This window comes from Rhodococcus sp. KBS0724, assembly GCF_005938745.2.
In the GTDB taxonomy this organism is placed as follows: domain Bacteria; phylum Actinomycetota; class Actinomycetes; order Mycobacteriales; family Mycobacteriaceae; genus Rhodococcus_F.
The window spans coordinates 3,207,885-3,226,806 of the sequence record NZ_VCBX02000001.1; the positions used below are offsets into that span (position 1 = coordinate 3,207,885).

Annotated in this window: 5 protein-coding genes; all 5 read left to right on the top strand. The window is 62.5% G+C overall.

Annotation, left to right across the window (positions count from 1 at the left end; translation table 11 throughout):
* The first annotated feature begins 5 nt into the window (after window positions 1-5).
* The 5 genes from FFI94_RS14845 (at window position 6) to FFI94_RS14865 (ending at window position 18,919) form a co-directional block, all read left to right on the top strand.
* Window positions 6-1,271 carry a cysteine desulfurase gene (locus tag FFI94_RS14845; RefSeq protein WP_138868536.1) on the top strand — a complete coding sequence of 422 codons (1,266 nt, stop codon included), beginning with the start codon at window positions 6-8 and terminating at the stop codon, window positions 1,269-1,271.
* A gap of 3 nt (window positions 1,272-1,274) precedes the next feature.
* Window positions 1,275-1,754, top strand: a complete 480-nt coding sequence (gene sufU / locus FFI94_RS14850) for a Fe-S cluster assembly sulfur transfer protein SufU (protein ID WP_138868537.1) — start codon at window positions 1,275-1,277, stop codon at window positions 1,752-1,754.
* On the top strand, window positions 1,751-2,173 hold the full coding sequence (locus FFI94_RS14855; RefSeq protein ID WP_033232097.1) for a metal-sulfur cluster assembly factor: 423 nt from the start codon (window positions 1,751-1,753) through the stop codon (window positions 2,171-2,173). The genes sufU and FFI94_RS14855 overlap by 4 nt, the downstream gene beginning before the upstream one ends.
* A 152-nt stretch (window positions 2,174-2,325) precedes the next feature.
* Window positions 2,326-4,410 carry a condensation domain-containing protein gene (locus FFI94_RS14860; protein ID WP_185993210.1) on the top strand — a complete coding sequence of 695 codons (2,085 nt, stop codon included), beginning with the start codon at window positions 2,326-2,328 and terminating at the stop codon, window positions 4,408-4,410.
* A 331-nt stretch (window positions 4,411-4,741) separates the two neighbouring features.
* Window positions 4,742-18,919, top strand: a complete 14,178-nt coding sequence (locus FFI94_RS14865; protein ID WP_138868539.1) for a non-ribosomal peptide synthetase — start codon at window positions 4,742-4,744, stop codon at window positions 18,917-18,919.
* Window positions 18,920-18,922 lie beyond the last annotated feature (3 nt).

Here is an 18,922-nt window from a genome sequence, read left to right on the forward strand (position 1 = left end):
GAGCGATGACCACCTCGGTGCGCGAGCTCGACGTCACCAGGATTCGGAAGGATTTCCCGATCCTGGGACGTACGGTGCGCGATGGAAAACCCTTGGTGTACTTGGATTCCGGTGCCACGTCGCAACGGCCCCTCCAGGTACTCGACGCCGAGCGGGAATTTCTCACCACGTGCAACGCGGCGGTTCACCGAGGTGCTCACCAGCTGGCGGAAGAGGCCACCGACGCCTACGAGGACGCACGAGCTCTGATCGCCGAGTTTGTCGGGGCGGATTCCGACGAACTCGTTTTCACCAAGAACGCCACCGAAGCCCTGAACCTGGTGACGTACGTTCTCGGTGACAACCGGTTCGATCGGCACGTCGGTCCCGGCGACGAGATTGTCATCACCGAACTCGAGCATCACGCCAATCTTGTTCCGTGGCAGGAACTTGCGCGGCGCACCGGCGCGACGTTGAAGTGGTACGGCGTCACGGACGACGGCCGGATCGACCTCGATTCGCTCGAGCTGACGGACGCCGTCAAGGTTGTTGCTTTCACGCATCAGTCCAACGTGACGGGCGCGATCGCTCCCGTCGAGGAATTGGTTCGTCGGGCACGTTCGGTGGGCGCTCTTGTGGTTCTCGATGCGTGCCAGTCGGTTCCGCACATGGCAGTGGACTTCCATGCGCTCGATGTCGACTACGCAGCCTTCTCAGGCCATAAGATGCTCGGCCCCACCGGCATCGGCGTCCTGTACGGCAAGGCAGCATTGCTTGCCGCGATGCCTCCGTTCATCACGGGTGGGTCGATGATCGAAACCGTCACGATGGAGGCCAGCACGTACGCGCCGGCGCCACAGCGGTTCGAGGCAGGCACGCAGATGGTCTCGCAGGTGGTCGGTCTCGGTGCTGCGGTGCGTTACCTGAACGAGTTCGGGATGGACGCCGTTGCCGCGCATGAGCATGCGCTGATCGAAGCGGCACTCGAGAAGCTCTCGGCAATCGACGGCCTCCGCATCGTGGGTCCGCAGACCGGCGAAAACCGCGGTGGTGCAATCTCGTTTGTCGTCGACGGCATCCATGCTCACGATCTCGGTCAGGTTCTCGACGACGAGGGTGTAGCCATCCGCGTCGGCCACCACTGCGCCTGGCCACTGCACCGCCGTCTCGGGGTTGCGGCTACGGCCCGAGCGTCGTTTGCTCTCTACAACACCGCTGAGGAAATCGACGTGCTCGTTGCAGCGATCAAACGGGCTCAGGAATTTTTCGGTGTCGCAGGGGAGTTGAACTGAGTCATGCGTATGGAGCAGATGTATCAGGAAGTGATCCTCGATCACTACAAACATCCGCATGGCCGTGGATTGCGTGAGCCGTTCGGCGCCGAGGTTCATCACGTCAATCCGACGTGCGGCGACGAGGTAACACTGCGCGTGCACATCGCGGACGACGGCACTGTCGCTGACGTGTCGTACGACGGCCAGGGTTGTTCGATCAGCCAGGCGTCGACGTCGGTGCTCAACGACCTTGTCATCGGTATGAAGGTCACGGATGCACTCGAGACCGTGGCTGCTTTCAACGAGATGGTGAGCAGTCGCGGCAAGATCGAGGGCGACGAAGACGTTCTCGGTGACGGGATTGCCTTTGTGGGAGTTTCGAAGTACCCGGCACGTGTGAAGTGCGCGTTGCTCGGATGGATGGCGTTCAAGGATGCAGTTGTCCAGATTGTGGACGGCAGCAATGATTTGGTCGACACGACTAGAGGACAGGGATCATGACCGAGACACAAGCAACACAGGAGTCCGAGGCCACCGCTCCGGTGAACCCGAATCCTGATTCCACTGCGGAATTCGGTGGCGCGCAGGGTTCCGGAACGCTGCCCTCACCGGAGCGGCTCGACGAGCTCGAAGAAGCCATGCGCGACGTCGTCGACCCCGAACTGGGAATCAATGTCGTCGACCTCGGTCTTGTGTACGGGATCTTCGAGGACGACGGCGTTGTCACGATCGACATGACGCTGACGTCGGCGGCCTGCCCGCTGACCGATGTGATCGAGGATCAGGCACGCGGCGCGTTGGTTCGCAGCGACCTGTGTACCGACATGAAGATCAACTGGGTGTGGCTGCCGCCGTGGGGCCCGGACAAGATCACCGAAGACGGACGCGAACAGCTTCGCGCGTTGGGCTTCACCGTCTGAGTTACTGATACTTTTCTCCGCCGAACGCCGGTACCTGATCAAGGTGCCGGCGTTCGGCGTTGTGTCCGGTAACGGAGTTATGCGTTCGCGCGATGTTTACCAGCGTAGGCATTTTGCCGCTTTCGTACCGAACATCCCAAAGGGAGATCCGCGTGAAAGGCAACTCCGATAGGCGACAAGCATTCGGAACCTCGCGTGATCGCCGGTCGCCTCGTCAGGGTCAACTCAGCGTGCTTTCGCCGCAACAGCAGGAACTCCTTGATGCGCAGCAGTCTCGACCCGACGTGCCACTTACTGTCAGCCACTACGTCGACGCAGTAGGAAGAGTGGACCTCGAGGCCCTGAATGCGGCTAGTTCACTGGCAAGCCGTGAATTCGGATGCCAATCGCTGCTGCAGACACAGAATGCCGTCCTGCGTCACGTCGATCAGCGGGGCTCGAATTCGTTCGAAATAGTCGACCTGCGAGCCGAGGCGGATCCGGGCTCCGCGGCCCGGAACTGGATGCAGGGCGAATCGGCTAGTCCGATGGACCCGTCCACTGAACACCTGGCACAGTGGGCCGTTCTCGTTCTCGCTGACGAGCACTGGTATTGGTATGCCCGAGCGCATCGCATCGCACTTGATGTCGCCGGTGCGCGATCGATGATGATTCGAGCGGCCGAGATCTACACCGCTCTCGTAGCGAATTCGACTCCTGATCCGGCAGAATCAGCTCGCCCGATGGTCGATACCGAGGTCGCCTACCGGGTGTCGAAGCGTTGGAGCCAGGATCAGAAGTACTGGGACGCAACGCTTGCGGGCGCGCCGGTCCGGACGTCGCTGGCTGCTGAAACCGCGATCGCAGTTGCGTTGCCCGGCGTCCGATCCGGAACTGTTCCGCGACATGTCATTGCCTCTCTGGAGGACATCGCAGAAGCCGAGAGCGTGAGCCTGTCCACTGTGCTCATCGCATCGTTTGCCTTGTACTTCGGACGTATGACGGGCTCCGGCGACGTTGTTCTGCGAATCCCGATGCCGGCGCCGACGTCGTCGACGGCTCGGGTGACCGGTGTTGATGCGTCGAATATCGTCCCGCTGCGCGTGATGATCGATCCGCATTGCAGAGTTGGCGAATTGGTGCGGGCAGTCAAAGTCGAACTGGTGGGTGCGCTTCGCCACCGGCGATACCGTGACCAGCAACTGCTTCACGCACCGATTCTGACGCTGAATCTGTTTCCATCTGGAATCACTCTTGGTGACGCGCTGGGTGTGCTGCATGTTGCGTCCGGCGGTCCGGTGGACGATCTGGAGGTCACGCTGTCCGCGCTCTCCGAAACGAGCGGGATTCAGGTCGATTTTGCCGCCCATCCTGATCTGTACTCCGAGGAATCACTCACCGGGCACCACCGCAGTTTTTGCGAATTTCTCGCAATGATCGGTTCCGGTGACGCAGAAATCCATGTGGCAGATGTCGATCCGCGAGCCGACACGGCACAAGATCCAATCGGGTTGCAGGCCCGTAACTTGTCGTATTGGCGTGAGACGCTCTCGACTCCCGCGCCTTCCTTGGGGTTGACTCCGGCCCCTACCGGAGAGCGCTCGTCGGCACAGATCGTCATTTCCCCGCAGCTGTATCGAGGACTCGAATCGCTGGCAGCATCGATGTGCACCAGCATGTTTGTGCTGTACCACGCGGCCGTCGCTGGTTTGCTGCGTCGACGCAGTTCGTCGTCGGAAGTCTCGATCGGGATTCCAGTACGAGGGTATGGTGCGCCGCGCCCGGACACTTTCGCCTCGATGTACGCCCATCACGTGGTACTTCGTTCGAGCATCGATACGGCGGAGAGTTTGACCCGGTTGATCGAGCGGACCGACGACGCTGTTGTCGACGCGTTGATTCACGCGGATATCCGGTTGTCCTCGGTGGCGGCTGCACTGGATGCGCGTCGTTCGCTCGATTACGGGCCGCTGTTCAGGACACTGGTGTTCGCGCAGACGCCGATGGACACTCATCCGCGATTCCGGGCCGTGATGGGCGGGCTACCTGTCGGATTCGAACTCGCCGAAATGCCGGAACTGTATTTCGCGCTCCCGACTCGGGGGGGAAACACTCGCGCGGTAGGCTATTTGGATTGCATTGCTCCACCGAAGCAGGCGCGCGACCTCGCCTTCGGGTTTGCGCGAATACTTGGTGCAATGGTCGAGGATTCACGCCTGCCGCTCGGTCTGGTAGATCTTCCGCGCCAGGGCGTGTGAGGTCTTATTCTCTTTAGTCCGGGCATCTTTAGCTCGGGCATCGAGCTGCGGATTTCGGGTATCTGACCCGCCAGTTTGTTTGGTGGATGACTTTTAGCCATTATATGCAGGACGATAGTCCTGTTTTGCCGCATTTGTGATCCTCTCTCGTATATCTGTGTGGTAACGCCGCGGCGGATTGTCACGATGAGATCTCAGGTGGGCAATTTGTCAGCTTTCGGCATTTGCTCCTTTCTGGGCTCGGCTTGTCAACTGGTTCGTTTGTGCACGTGTGTCACGACTACTTCGTTCAAGGGAGATCCGTGTGGAAGACAGCCCCTATCGAGGAAGCATGTCCGACACTTTCCCGCTATCACCGTCGCAGCTGTCCCTACTTGTCGCGCAGCAGCTGAGGCCGGAAGTTCCCGTCACCATTGCTCAGTACGTCGACGTGGACGGACCGTTGGACATCGCGGTCCTGACAGCGGCGAGCAAGCAGACGGGGCGCGAGATCGGATCCGGATATCTCCGATTGGTCGAGGTGGACGGCACACCGCGGCAATGGCTCGACGTGGATATGGATGACCACCTGGATGTGGTGGACTTGCGCGGCGAGCCGGATCCTGAAGCAGCAGCCCAAGATTGGATGCACCGCGAACACACCACTCCGATGGATCCGTTCGTCGATCGTCTGGTGCGGATGGCAGTTCTCCTGCTTCGCGACAACCGTTACTACTGGTACAGCCGGATCCACCACGTAGCTCTCGACGGCTTCGGAGCGATGTCGATGATGAATCGCACTGCCGAGATATACACCGCATCTGTTCGGAACGAACCGGTTCCCGACCAGGAGGCGGCGTCGCTCCCCGCTCTGGTCAAGTCCGAATCCGACTATCTGGATTCAGCGCGATGGAACCGCGATCGTGAGTACTGGAACACGAAGATGGCTGATCAGCCAGCCGGGACGTCCCTGGCATCGACGACGGCCCCGTCCCAGTCGTGGGCCAGAATCCGGTCGGCGACTGTGCCTGTGGCGCTGCGAAACACACTCGCAACTATCGCGGACGCTCATGATGCGACAACCGCGTCAGTCGTCATCGGAGCCTTGGCGGCATACCTGGCTCGCGCGATCGGCACCCGTGACGTGGTCCTGAGTCTGCCCGTGTCCGGACGGACGACAAAGGCGGCCAGGCGGTCCGGCGGAATGATGTCGAACGTTGTGCCGCTTCGGGCAACGATCGACCCGAACTTCTGCGTCAGGGACGTGCTCCGCGAGGTGAAACTCGAGCTCACCGGCGCATTGCGGCATCAGAAGTATCGGCACGAGGATCTGCGACGAGATCTCAACGCGGGTAGTAAAGCCATTGCCGATGGCCGTGGATTTCACGGTCCCCTGATCAATCTGATGTTGTTCCATTCCGGTATTACTCTCGGTGCTGCCGCCGGTGAACTCAGGGTGATCTCGACGGGGCCGGTGGAAGATTTGTCGGTCAACGTCTATCAGCCGTCCACAACCGGCGACATTCAGATCGATTTCGCGGCTAACCCGAATCTCTATACCGACGAGACGATCACAACCCACCATCGTGGATTCCTCGATTTCCTCGCATTGTTCTGCGCTGCTGGTCCCGACACGAGGTTGTCGGATATCGATTTTCAAGGGGCGCGGAGCTGGGTCGACAATGTCCGGCATTCACGCAACATCGAATACTGGGCGCGGAAACTCTCGACCCCGGCAGAAGAACTGGGATTGCCGGTCTCGGCGGACGGAGTGCGCTCCCAGGCGCCTGTCGTCATCGAATCCGATGTGTTCCGGCGTCTCGAATCGATGGCCGCTGCGATGGACACGAGCATGTTCGTGCTGCTGCAGTCCGCGATGGTGGGTCTGCTGCGGCGTCACGGTTCCGCTGAACAAATTTCACTCGGGGTGTCGGTGCGTGGATACGGTTCGCCGAGCCCCGATGATTTTGTGTCGATGTTCGCCAATCAATTGGTCCTGAGAACCGAAGTGTCGACGTCCGCGACGTTGGCGGATGTGGTCGAACTCGTGGACGGCGTCACCGTCGAAGCATTCGAACATGCGGACACCCTTCTGGCGTCGGTCACCGCGGCGCTCGGTGACGGACGCACGGTGGAGACCGGGCCGTTTTTCCGGGCGATGCTCTGCTTCGACGAACCTCTCGACGCGCATCCTCGGTTTCCCGGACTGATGGTGGGCGTACCCACCGGGTCCGACATCGCTACCGATCCGGATCTTGTTGTCGCTGTGACGGTTCCGACGGGGAATCACGGTCAGGCCGACCAGGAGATCGTCGGGGTTGTGGACTGGCTCGGCCCGAAGCAGGCTGCCGGGGATCTTGCAGACCGCTTCACTCGCATTCTGACCGCGATGGTGACGTCACCTCTTTCGGCTCTGGGTGCGGTCACGTTATTGCGTGCAGACGAGCGCGTTGCGCTCGTACCGGCGGCGCCGGCGCCGATACCGGTCCGCACCCTGACCGACATTCTGGCCGGTCGAATCCGGGACCTGCCACATGCTGTTGCCGTGGTCGCCGGCACCGAGCGGATGTCGTATCGAGTGCTGGACGAGCGATCGAACCAGCTGGCCCGCAAGCTGATCCAGACGGGCGTGCACTCCGAATCGCTTGTCGGCATCATGCTGACGAAATCGCTCGACATGATCGTCGCGGCCGTTGCCGTGTTGAAGGCCGGCGGTGCTTATCTTCCGCTCGATCGTGCGCACCCGGCCGATCGTGTGAGCTTTGTGATCGACGACGCGAAGCCGGTGTGCATCATCTCCGACTCCGAGATACCTGATGCTGTGGTGGTCGGCGTCGAATCCGCCGAATTCTCCGCAGACGCGCTCGGCGACCTCCTTGGCTTTCACAGCGCCGACAATCTGGCGTACGTCATCTACACCTCGGGTTCGACAGGGCGGCCGAAGGGCGTACCCGTAACGCACGCGGCGGTGATGCGGCTGTTCGAGAACACCCGGCGCGATTTCGGGTTCGACCACACCGATGTGTGGACGATGTTCCACTCGTTTGCCTTCGACTTCTCGGTGTGGGAATTGTGGGGAGCGCTGCTGAACGGCGGAACGCTGGTACTCGTCGACCACGACCTGTCGCGTGATCCCGATGCCTTCCGCGCCCTTGTCGCCGATGAGGGCGTCACCGTGCTCAATCAGACACCGTCGGCGTTCTACCAGTACATCGAGGCGGATGCGCGCGCGATGTCGGAGACCGCACTTCGCTACGTGATCTTCGGCGGCGAAGCGCTGGACCTGCGTCGACTCGGGCGTTGGTATGACAACCACAGTGATAGCGGTAACCACAGTGATTCGGCACCGACTCTCGTCAACATGTACGGCATCACCGAAACAACGGTGCACGTCACTCGTCTCGAACTCGACAGTGCACACGCACGCTCCGGGACGGGCAGCCAGATCGGTGACGCCATCGCCGGGCTTCGGGTCTACCTACTCGACGACCATCTCGCACCCGTCCCGGTCGGTGTTGCGGGGGAGATCTACGTGGCCGGCGGCCAACTTGCCCGCGGCTACCTCGGCCGCCCGGACCTGACTGCGTGCAGGTTTGTCGCCGACCCGTTCAACGCCGGTGGAGGACGGCTGTACCGATCCGGAGACCGGGCTCACTGGATCGAACCCGGCCGGCTCGAGTACCTCGGCCGCGGTGACGCTCAAGTCAAGATTCGTGGATTCCGGATCGAACTCGGTGAGATCGACGCCGTAGTCCTCGCCGCTCCTGGAGTAAACGACGCCGTGACGTTGGTGGCACCCACACCGGCCGGCGATGTCCTTGTCACGTACGTGACCACGACGGATGCCTACGACGCTGCGGCGTTGCGAGCTCATGCGGCCGGAATGCTCCCGACGTACATGGTTCCCGACGCGTTCATGATGATCGACGCAATTCCCTTGACCACCAACGGAAAACTCGACCGACGGAGTCTGCCCGCCCCGATCCTGGGTTCGCAGACGGCATTTCGGTCGCCGGTTACCGCGACCGAAATCGCTGTTGCCGCTGTACTTGAGGACATCTTGGGCAGTGGCCCGCTCGGACTCGACGACAACTTCTTCCATCTCGGCGGAAATTCCTTGGTTGCGACGACGGTCGTGGCCCGCGTAGCCGAGGCTACGGGTGTGCGAATGCCCCTGCGGGCACTGTTCGATCACCCGACCGTGTCCGGAATCGCCGCGACGGTCGAACAGGCAACGCAGTCGACAGATGAGGATGCCCTCCGCGTTGCCCCACGGCCGGAGACGCTACCGCTCGCGCCCGCACAGCAGCGATTGTGGTTCCTCGGGCGTGTGGCCCCGGAGTCCGGTGCGTACAACATTCCGTTTGCGATATCGCTTCGGGGCAGCGTCGACACCGCTGCGCTGTCGCAGGCTCTTCTCGACGTCGTGACTCGGCACGAATCGCTGCGCACGGTGTTTCCGCAACGAGGTGACCAGGCAGTTCAGGAGATCCTCGATCCCCGCGAGAGCTTCGAGGCGCTGGAATCCATCGACGTCGAACCGAGCGTGCTCGATGCCCGGATCTTCGAATTTGCTTCGGCCGGATTTGATCTGATGCGTGAATCGTCGGTGCGGTTCCTGCTGATCCAGGTTTCCGGTACCGACGAATCTGTCCTGGTGGTTGTCCTGCATCACATGGTTGCGGACGGGTGGTCGCTCGCTCCGCTGGCCGCCGACCTCACCAGCGCTTACGCAGCCAGGGTTACGGGCAACGCTCCGATGTGGAATCCGCTTGCCGTCCAGTACGCCGATTACGCCGTGTGGCATCGTCAGCTTCTCGGTGACATCGACGACTCGAATTCGCTTGCATCCAAACAGATTCTGTTCTGGAATGAGCAACTCGCGGGCGCGCCCGAACAACTTGATCTGCCGATCGATCGACCTCGCCCGATCGAGCCGTCGCTGCGAGGTTCGCACGTGGACTTCACAATCGACGCGTCCATTCATCAGAAGTTGGCGGCGCTCGCCGCCGGCCACGGTGCCACGCCGTTCATCGCTCTGCACGCCTGTTTCGCGTTGCTCCTGGCCAAGTACAGCGGCACGGACGACATCGTCATCGGAACGCCGGTCGCCGGTCGAGGGGACAGGTCTCTGGACCCGATCGTCGGGATGTTCGTCAATACACTCGCGTTGCGGACGGTCATCGATCGCGGCGTGACGTTCCACGAGTACCTCGAGCAGGTCAGAAGCATCGACCTCGACGCTTTCGACAACGCCGACCTGCCGTTCGACGTTGTGGTGGACGCACTCGAACTCGATCGCTCGTCGTCGCACAACCCGGTGTTCCAGGTGGCAATCACCTCGCGGATCGCGACTGCCCACACCGGAGAAATTGCCGGGATTTCGATGTCGGCCAGCGCGGTCGATACCGGCCTCACCAAGTTCGATCTCGAATTGACGATCGCCGAACGGCACGAAGCTGTGAGCGGGGAGATCGCGCATCCAGGCGGCATCGACGCCGTCTTCACGTATTCCACCGATCTGTTCGACTGCTCGACGATCGAAGCGATCGCCAGGAATTTCGTGACGTTGGTCGAGTTCGCAGTTCTGAACCCGACAACTCCGGTCGGTGATCTTCATACGCTCGGCGGCGGAGAAACTGCCGCCCTACTGCCACGACGTGGTCAGGCCGGGGTGCCGGACGCGACATTGGCGCAGATTCTGGGCGAAACGGCAGGGGCGTATCCGGACCGGATTGCCGTCGACGACGGTGAGCGAGCACTGTCGTATCGCGAGCTCGACAGCGAATCCAATCGAATCGCTCGGTACCTCATGGACCTGGGAGTCTGCGGTGAGGTGCCGGTAGCCCTGGCAGTGGCGCGGTCGGTCGACTCGGTTCTTGCGGTGTGGGCAGTCGCCAAATCCGGTGGAGTTTTTGTTCCCGTCGACCCGCGGTACCCGGAAGATCGCGTCGCACACATGCTCGAGGACTCCGAAGCGCGGATCGGCATCAGGTCAGTCGACGCTGCCGCAGGTGGCAGCATCAGTGCGTGGATCGACTTCCGTGACCCGGACACTGCGGCGGAGGTCGCGGCGTACCCGGACTCGCCGATCGTCTGGGACACGCAATCCACACCGATTACACCGGCGTCAGCGGCCTACATCATCTATACGTCCGGATCGACAGGTGTCCCGAAGGGTACGGTCGTCACGCACTCGGGGCTGGCAAATCTTGCGCGGGAACAGCAGGATCGGTATCGGATCACCGAGAATTCACGGACTCTGCATTTTGCGTCACCGAGTTTCGACGGTGCCGTACTCGAACTTCTGCTCGCGGGTTCCACGGGCGCAACGATGGTGATCGCGCCGGCCGACATCTACGGTGGCGACGCGCTCGGGAAGTTCCTTCGAACCAGTTCGGTGACACACGCCTTCATCACGCCCGCGGCGCTCGCGACGGTGGATCCCGCCGGTATCTCCGACCTTGAATGTGTTGTCGTCGGTGGCGATGTCTGCACACCGGAACTCGTCGAGAGTTGGGGCCGGGGACGTCGACTGCACAACGGATACGGGCCCACCGAAACCACAGTGATGGTGGCGATCAGCGACCCGATCGAACCCGGCGAGTCGATCACCATCGGCGGACCGATTCGCGGTATCGACGCTGTTGTCTTGGACTCGCGGCTGCGGCCGGTGCCGGTCGGCGGTGTCGGCGAGTTGTACATCGGTGGACCGGGGCTGGCTCGCGGCTATCACCGTCGTGCCGGGCTGACATCGGATCGTTTTGTCGCACATCCCTATTCGGCAAACGGCGCACGGATGTACCGAACCGGCGATCTCGTTCGGTGGACCAAGGACTTCACACTTCGCTACGTCGGGCGCAGCGATCATCAACTCAAGATCCGCGGATTCCGCATCGAACTCGGCGAGATCGACGCTGCCCTGATGGAGTCACCGTTTGTGCAGTTCGCGACGACAATCGCCGTCGAATCCTCGATCGTCGAATCCTCGGTGGGGACCACTCTGGCGTCGTACGTGCTGTTCAGCGGCGAGAACCGCGATACGGAAGCTCTGTTCGGGTTGCTCGGGGAAACCCTGCCGCGCTACATGATTCCGTCGTCGATCACCGCAATCGACGCCATCCCGCTGACTCCGGTCGGAAAGCTGGACCGCCGGGCGCTACCCACGCCGGTTGCGCGTGAAATCCTCGGCACCGGGCGTGCGCCGGAGCCAGGTTTCGAACAGGCAGTGGCGGATGTCTTCGCTTCGCTCCTGGATGTGACCGACGTGCGGGCAAGCGACAGTTTCTTCGATCTCGGAGGTAACTCGCTGATCGCAACGCAGGTCACCGCACGACTGACCGCTGCGACGGGCATCGCGGTAGAAGTGCGTTCGATCTTCGAGAACCCCACCGTCGAGGGGCTTGCATTGCGACTGAAGTCGTGGGCACAGGCGGTGGACGATCGCCCGACGCTCACTGCCGGAGTCCGCCCCGATCGCGTGCCACTCTCGGCCGCGCAACAGCGCCTGTGGTTCGTCAACCGGTTTGATCCGACGTCCTCCGCGTACAACATTCCGTTCGCGATTCGGATCACCGGAGACGTCTCGGTCGATGCACTCGAAGCGGCATTGGCCGACGTCATTGCACGTCACGAAGCGCTTCGGACCATCTATGTCGAGGACGCCGACGGTCCCAGTCAGATTGTTCGTGCGTGGGCCGACGTGAATTTTGCAGTGGAACGGCCCACTGAGGACGCGAATACCGCGACGGACCAGTTCACCGGGCGAGGTTTCGACCTGAGTTCGGACCTGCCGCTGCGGGCGCTGCTGGTACGCGAAGGCCCGGACGTGCACCGTCTGGTGGTAGTTATCCACCACATTGCTTTCGACGGTTGGTCGTTGACGCCGTTCGCCGCGGATTTCATTGCTGCCTATTCGGCTCGGGCAGTGGGCGACACACCGGCATTCATACCGCTGGACGTGCAGTACGCCGATTACGCACTGTGGCAGCACAGCGTTCTCGGGGATGCACACGATCCCGAAAGCCTGCTTTCTCGTGAGCTGCGATTCTGGACAGCAGCAATGGCCGGCGCGCCGGACGAATTGCCAGTGCCCCGGGACCGTCCACGCGGATCCGAGTCCACCACCTCGGTCGGTTCCGTCCCCGTCATTCTCGACGCCGATGCCGGCAGGCGCATCGGAGCAATCGCCCGCGAGACCGGAACAACGCAGTTCATGGTCCTGCACGCGATTCTTGCCGTTGCACTTGCCCGCCTCGGTGCGACCGACGACGTAGTGATCGGGACACCGGTCGCCGGCCGTGGGCGCCCCGAACTCGACGCGCTGATCGGAATGTTCGTCAATTCGGTGCCGCTGCGCACTGCGGTTGATCACCGAGCGTCGTTCACCGACCTCCTCGATGCCGTGCGCGAGAGTGACCTCGCCGCCTTCGAACACGCCGATCTGCCCTTCGACCTGCTGGTGGACGCACTGGATTTCGATCGGTCGACGCCGCGTCACCCGGTGTTCCAGGTCATGCTGTCCTACCACCAGAATCTTGTGTCTCCGCAGGTGAGTGTGCACGGAGTCCATCTGCACGCGGAGCCCCTCGATCCTGAAACAGCGAAATTCGATCTCGAACTGACGCTCGTGGCAGGTGATTCCGACAACCCGGAGATCACCGGTTCCCTTCGTTTTGCGCAGGCCTTGTACGACGAGGACACCGCAGCCCGGATTGCCGCACGATTCGACTCGGTGGCGCGAGCTGTGATCGCCGATCCGCAGATCACGATCGCCGATATCGCATTGCTCACCGCAGACGAGCATGCGTCGCTGATGCCGGTTCGCGGACCGGCCTGGGTCGGATCGCGAACCCTGGCAGACATATTCACGCAGACGGCAATGGAGTCCGGACAGTCGATTGCGCTCCGATCCGGAAATGTCACCGTGCGTTATCGCGAACTGTATTCCCGCGCCTGCGCCGTGGCGCATCGGTTGGCGACGGCGGGAATCGGCGCCGAAGACATTGTGGCGATTGCGATTCCGCGATCCGTCGAATCGATAGTGTCGCTGTGGGGTGTGGCATTGACCGGTGCAGCCTTTGTCCCCGTCGATCCGCGATATCCGGCTGATCGAATCCTGCACATGCTCATCGATTCCGGGGCGTCACGCGGCTTGACGACGCAGTCCGTGTTCGAGTCGCTACCACGGTCTGTGCCCTGGTTGACGATGGACGAAGTGGCCTTCGAACCGCGCGATCACGTGGTTCCGGCAGCGCCCATCCGCATCGACAACCTCGCATACATCATCTACACGTCGGGTTCGACGGGTAAACCAAAGGGCGTCAGCGTCACTCATCGTGGACTGAGCGCTTTGGCCGCAGAACAATCGCAGCGATACGGCATCTCCGCCTCGTCGCGGACGCTTCATTTTTCGTCACCGAGCTTCGACGCTTCCATCCTCGAACTACTGCTCGCCGTCGATACCGGCGCGACGATGGTGATTGCCTCACCGGATGTGTACGGCGGTCAGGATCTGGCTGAACTCATTGTCGACGAAGGCGTCACGCACGCCTTCATCACACCGGCCGCGCTTGCATCGGTCGATCCCACCGGGCTCGACGTACTTCAATCGATCGTGGTCGGCGGCGAAGCGTGCCCGCCCGAACTGGTGCGGCGATGGGCGCCGGGGCGCCGATTGTTCAACGGCTACGGACCCACCGAAACCACGGTCATGGTGTGCATCAGCGACGCGTTGACCGTGGGAGAGCCGGTCACCATCGGTGGACCGGTTCGGGGAGTGTCCGCTGTTGTTCTCGACGGATCCGGAAACCCGGTACCCGTCGGTGTGACGGGGGAGCTGTACATCGCCGGTCTCGGTCTGGCCCGCGGATACTTCGGTCAGCCCGCGCTGACCGCATCACGTTTTGTAGCGGCGCCCTTCGGCCCCAGTGGAACTCGGATGTACCGGACCGGTGATCTGGTGCGATGGACTGTCGGCGGAACCATCGACTACGTCGGACGGTCCGATCATCAGGTGAAAGTTCGTGGGTTCCGCATCGAACTCGGCGAAATCGATTCGGTTCTCAGCAGCCACCCCGGCGTCGAATTTGCCGTCACCGTTGGAGTGGACGGCCCGGCAGGCGAGACGATGTTGGCGTCGTACGTTGTGCTGGCGACGGAAACAGTTGCGGTAGAAGAACTTCTGAGCCACGCCCGACGATCCCTGCCGGCGTTCATGGTGCCATCGGCGATCACTCCGATCGGCCACGTCCCGCTCACCCCCGTCGGAAAGCTGGACCGCGCCGCACTACCAGAGCCGGTACTGGGCCTGATCGAGCGAACGGTTGCGCCCCTGGTCACGGCCACCGAACTGATGGTCGCCGACGCATTCGGAGAACTACTCGGTACCGAGGACATCGGCGCCCTGGACAATTTCTTCGAACTGGGCGGCAATTCACTTCTCGCGACCAGGCTGGTCGCGCGTCTGGGTGAGTCACTGGGCCGCCACGTTCCGGTCCGTATGCTGTTCGAATATCCCGACATTCGAGACCTTGCAGCCACGCTGGATTCAACGGCCCCGGTCCGGGCGCTGCCGCGGATCGCCGTCGGCGAGCGCCCCGAGCGAATTCCCCTGTCGTACGCGCAGGCACGCATCTGGTTCCTCAACCACCTCGATCCAGCCTCGCCTGCCTACAACATTCCGGCGGCAATTTCGCTGGGCGGCAGCCTCGACGTGCCCGCTCTCGAAGCTGCAGTGCTCGACGTGATCGAGCGTCACGAGATCTTGCGAACGGTTTTTCCCGACTCCGACTCGGGGCCGCATCAAATGGTGCAGCGCAACGTCACCGCCGTGGAATTCGAGACCGCGGGCGACCGCGGGTGGATGTCGACCGCCCGCGACTTTGCCTCTCGCGGCTTCGACGTCACCTCCGAAGCGCCCATCCGCGCACTACTGATGGAGACGGCACCGGATCGCCATACTCTTGTCGTCGTCGTGCACCACATTGCGGCGGACGGATGGTCCGTCGCCCCCTTGATGAAGGACGTGCTCACCGCCTACGTGGCGCGATGCTCCGGTCATGCTCCACACTTCACACCCCTTGACGTGCACTACGCAGACTTCGCGCTGTGGCAGCGCCAGGCACTGGGAACTGTGGACGAGCCGGAAAGTGTGCTCGGCGCACAGGCGTCTTACTGGCGGGAAACCTTGCTCGGGGCACCCGAGTTGATCGATCTTCCCGCCGATCGGCCGCGCCCGCTCACCCAAACGCTGGCCGGCGCCCACGTCAGCGTCACTCTGCCGGCGCACATTCGCGGAGCCGTGGAAGTTCTGGCCACCTCGAACGCGGCCACACCGTTCATGGTGTTGCACGCGGCCTACGCCGCGCTGCTGTCTCGCCTGAGTCGCAGCAGCGACATCGTGGTCGGCTCACCGGTGGCCGGTCGTGGCCACCGCGTTCTCGACGATCTGGTCGGAATGTTCGTCAATACGATTGGCCTGCGAACGATTGTCGATCCCGCAGCGACATTCCTCGACGTACTGCGCACCGTTCGCACCGTTGACCTGGACGCGTTTGCGCACACAGACATTCCGTTCGAGCAGGTTGTGGAGGTCGTTGCCCCGACACGTACTACCGATCGCCATCCGCTGTTCCAGACGATGTTCTCGTTCCACGCCGCGCATCAGGTGGCGTGGGAACTACCCGGACTGAACGTGCGGGTAGAGGAGATCACGCCAGACGTCGCGAAGTTCGATCTGCAATTCACGGTTGTGGAACAGACGGACGACGAAGGCGGCGGCTACACCGCGTCGCTGACGTATGCAACAGATCTGTTCGACGCCGACACCGCTGCGTCGTTCGCGACAATGCTGGAGACCCTCATCGCCGAGGTGACCGTCAATCCGACCGTTGCGGTCGGTGATGTGCCACTCGCCGGATCGAACGAGTCTCGTGCTGTGCGCGGTGCCACGGCCACCGGCGCCATGACGCTGCCGCAACTTCTTGCCCGCGCCGCATCCGAGCCATCGGCACTGGCATTGATCGACGCGGCGGGGACACACTCGCTGACCTACGGCGAACTGGATCACCGCTCTGACGCTTTGTGCCGCGCGTTGGTACGCAGTGGCGCCGCCCCGGAAACAATTGTCGCGATAGCACTACCGCGCTCCGTCGACTACGTGATCGCAGTGTGGGCCGTTGCCAAGTCCGGCGCGGCGTTCCTGCCCGTCGACCCGGCGTACCCGGCCGAACGCATCGAACACATGCTTACGGACAGCGGCGCGGTTCTGGGCGTGACAGACGGTGACTATGTCGCCGGCCTTCCGGACGCCGTGCGATGGCTGACACCCTCGTCCCTCGACCTCACAAACGGCAGTGCAGACGTCCGTTCGGTGCCGCTCGAACTCGATCAGCCGGCCTACCTGATCTACACATCCGGTTCGACGGGAAAGCCGAAGGGTGTGTTGGTCACCCATGCGGGACTGGCGGCTTTTGCGGAGGAACAGCGCGAGCGATTCGCCGTCACAGCTGATTCCCGCACCCTGAGTTTTGCGTCTCCCAGCTTCGACGCTTCGGTTCTCGAATTGCTTCTTGCCGTCGGCGCCGGCGCAACCATGGTGATTGCACCGCCGACGGTCTACGGCGGTTCCGAACTGCGGGATGTACTGCAGCGCTGTGCGGTCACTCATGCCTTTGTCACCCCCGCAGCCTTGGCGACGGTTGATCCCGGCGGGCTCGATCAGCTCGATGTTGTGATCGTGGGAGGCGACACCTGCTCAGCCGATCTGGTGTCCCGGTGGGCTCCACGGCGACGGATGTTCAACGCCTACGGTCCGACCGAGGCCACCGTCGCGGTCACTATCAGCGACGCGTTGACCGTAGGGGATTCGGTATCGATCGGCGGCCCCATTCGAGGCGTCGATGCACGTGTTCTCGATTCGCGCCTGCACGCGGTACCCGCGCGACTCGTCGGTGAGTTGTACGTCAGCGGAGCCGGACTCGCGCGCGGGTACCTCGGCAATCCCGCGTTGACCGCAACACGGTTTGTCGCGGACCCTCACGGCCAGGCCGGTACGCGGATGTACCGCACCGGCGATCTTGTCCGTAGCGATCGCACAGGCTCGCTGAACTACCTCGGACGTGCGGACCATCAGGTCAAGGTGCGTGGTTTCCGCATCGAACTTGGGGAAATCGACGCTGTCGTGGCATCGGAGCCTTCGGTCCGCGCCGCCGTGACGGCCGTCGTGGGAACCGGCAGCGATTCCAGGATCGTGTCGTACGTCGTCCCCATCGCCGGCGGAAGTATTGATGCGACGGTGGTGCGCCGTCATGCCGCCCGCTTGCTGCCGACGCACATGGTGCCGTCTGCCTTCGTGACGATCGAGTCGATCCCGACATCGCCGGCAGGCAAGGTCGATCGCTCCGCGCTCCCGGCCCCGACGTGGGACGACAACGGCGGGCGCAGGCCGGAAGGGGCCGACGAGATTGCTGTCTGCGGGGCGTTCGCCGAGGTACTCGATCTCGACGTGGTCCATGCCGATTCGAACTTCTTCGATCTCGGCGGAAATTCGCTGATGGCAACACGTCTGGTCGCAGCGATCGAAGCGAAGACCGGCAGCACAGTTCCCGTCGGGTGGTTGTTCTCGGATCCGACTCCGGAGGCTCTTGCGCGCAAGGTTTCCGGCGCAGTCTCGCCCGAGTCGGATACAACAGCGTTGTCGGTTCTACTGCCGATTCGAACGTCAGGGGAAGCCGAACCGCTGTTCTGCGTCCATCCGGCGATCGGCTTGGCCTGGTGCTACGGCGGGTTGGCCCAATACGTCGATCCGGCCCGGCCGCTGTACGGTCTGCAGTCGCCAGTCCTCACGGACCCGGAATTCCGGGCAGAGTTGATCGAGGATTTTGCGGCGTACTACGTCGCGGAGATCCGCCGAGTTCAGCCGCACGGTCCCTATCACGTACTCGGATGGTCGATCGGGGGACTGATCGCGCACGCAGTTGCGGTGCAACTGCAGGCACTGGGGGAGAACGTTGCCGAACTGATTCTGCTGGACAGTTTTGTCCTCGAGGATCCGACAATGGACGGCGCGCAACCCACCCTCGCAGAATTGGTGGCGGGGCTGGGGATAGCGGTCCCTGATGCTGGGGAGTTGACGCCGGCAGCCGCAGAAGTGCTCATTCGTCAGAATATCGGCGATCATCCGTTGGCCTCCAGCGAGACGATCGCGCGACTGTACGACGAGTACTGCGCCGGGGCTCACCTTGCGCATCACTATCGACCCGGCAGATTTGTCGGTGATCTGCTGTTCTTCTCGGCGCAGACGGACACCTTCGACCCGCTGCGCACTGCGTCGGCGTGGCGACCGTTCGTATCCGGAGCAATCATGGACCGTCCGGTCCCGACCTCGCACGCGGACATGTTCACGGACGTCGGACTGGCGGCGATCGGGCCCGCGGTGACACTGGGCATCGCATCGGACGGTGATCGAGGCCCTGACGTCGATGCTGAACTGGATGCCTTGATCGACGAACAGGACATCCGGCGGTAACGG

Coding starts and splice junctions, on each gene's coding strand:
- sufU (WP_138868537.1), top strand. CDS start 1,275: ATGCGTATGGAGCAGATGTATCAGGAAGTGATCCTCGATCACTACAAA.
- FFI94_RS14865 (WP_138868539.1), top strand. CDS start 4,742: ATGTCCGACACTTTCCCGCTATCACCGTCGCAGCTGTCCCTACTTGTC.
- FFI94_RS14855 (WP_033232097.1), top strand. CDS start 1,751: ATGACCGAGACACAAGCAACACAGGAGTCCGAGGCCACCGCTCCGGTG.
- FFI94_RS14845 (WP_138868536.1), top strand. CDS start 6: ATGACCACCTCGGTGCGCGAGCTCGACGTCACCAGGATTCGGAAGGAT.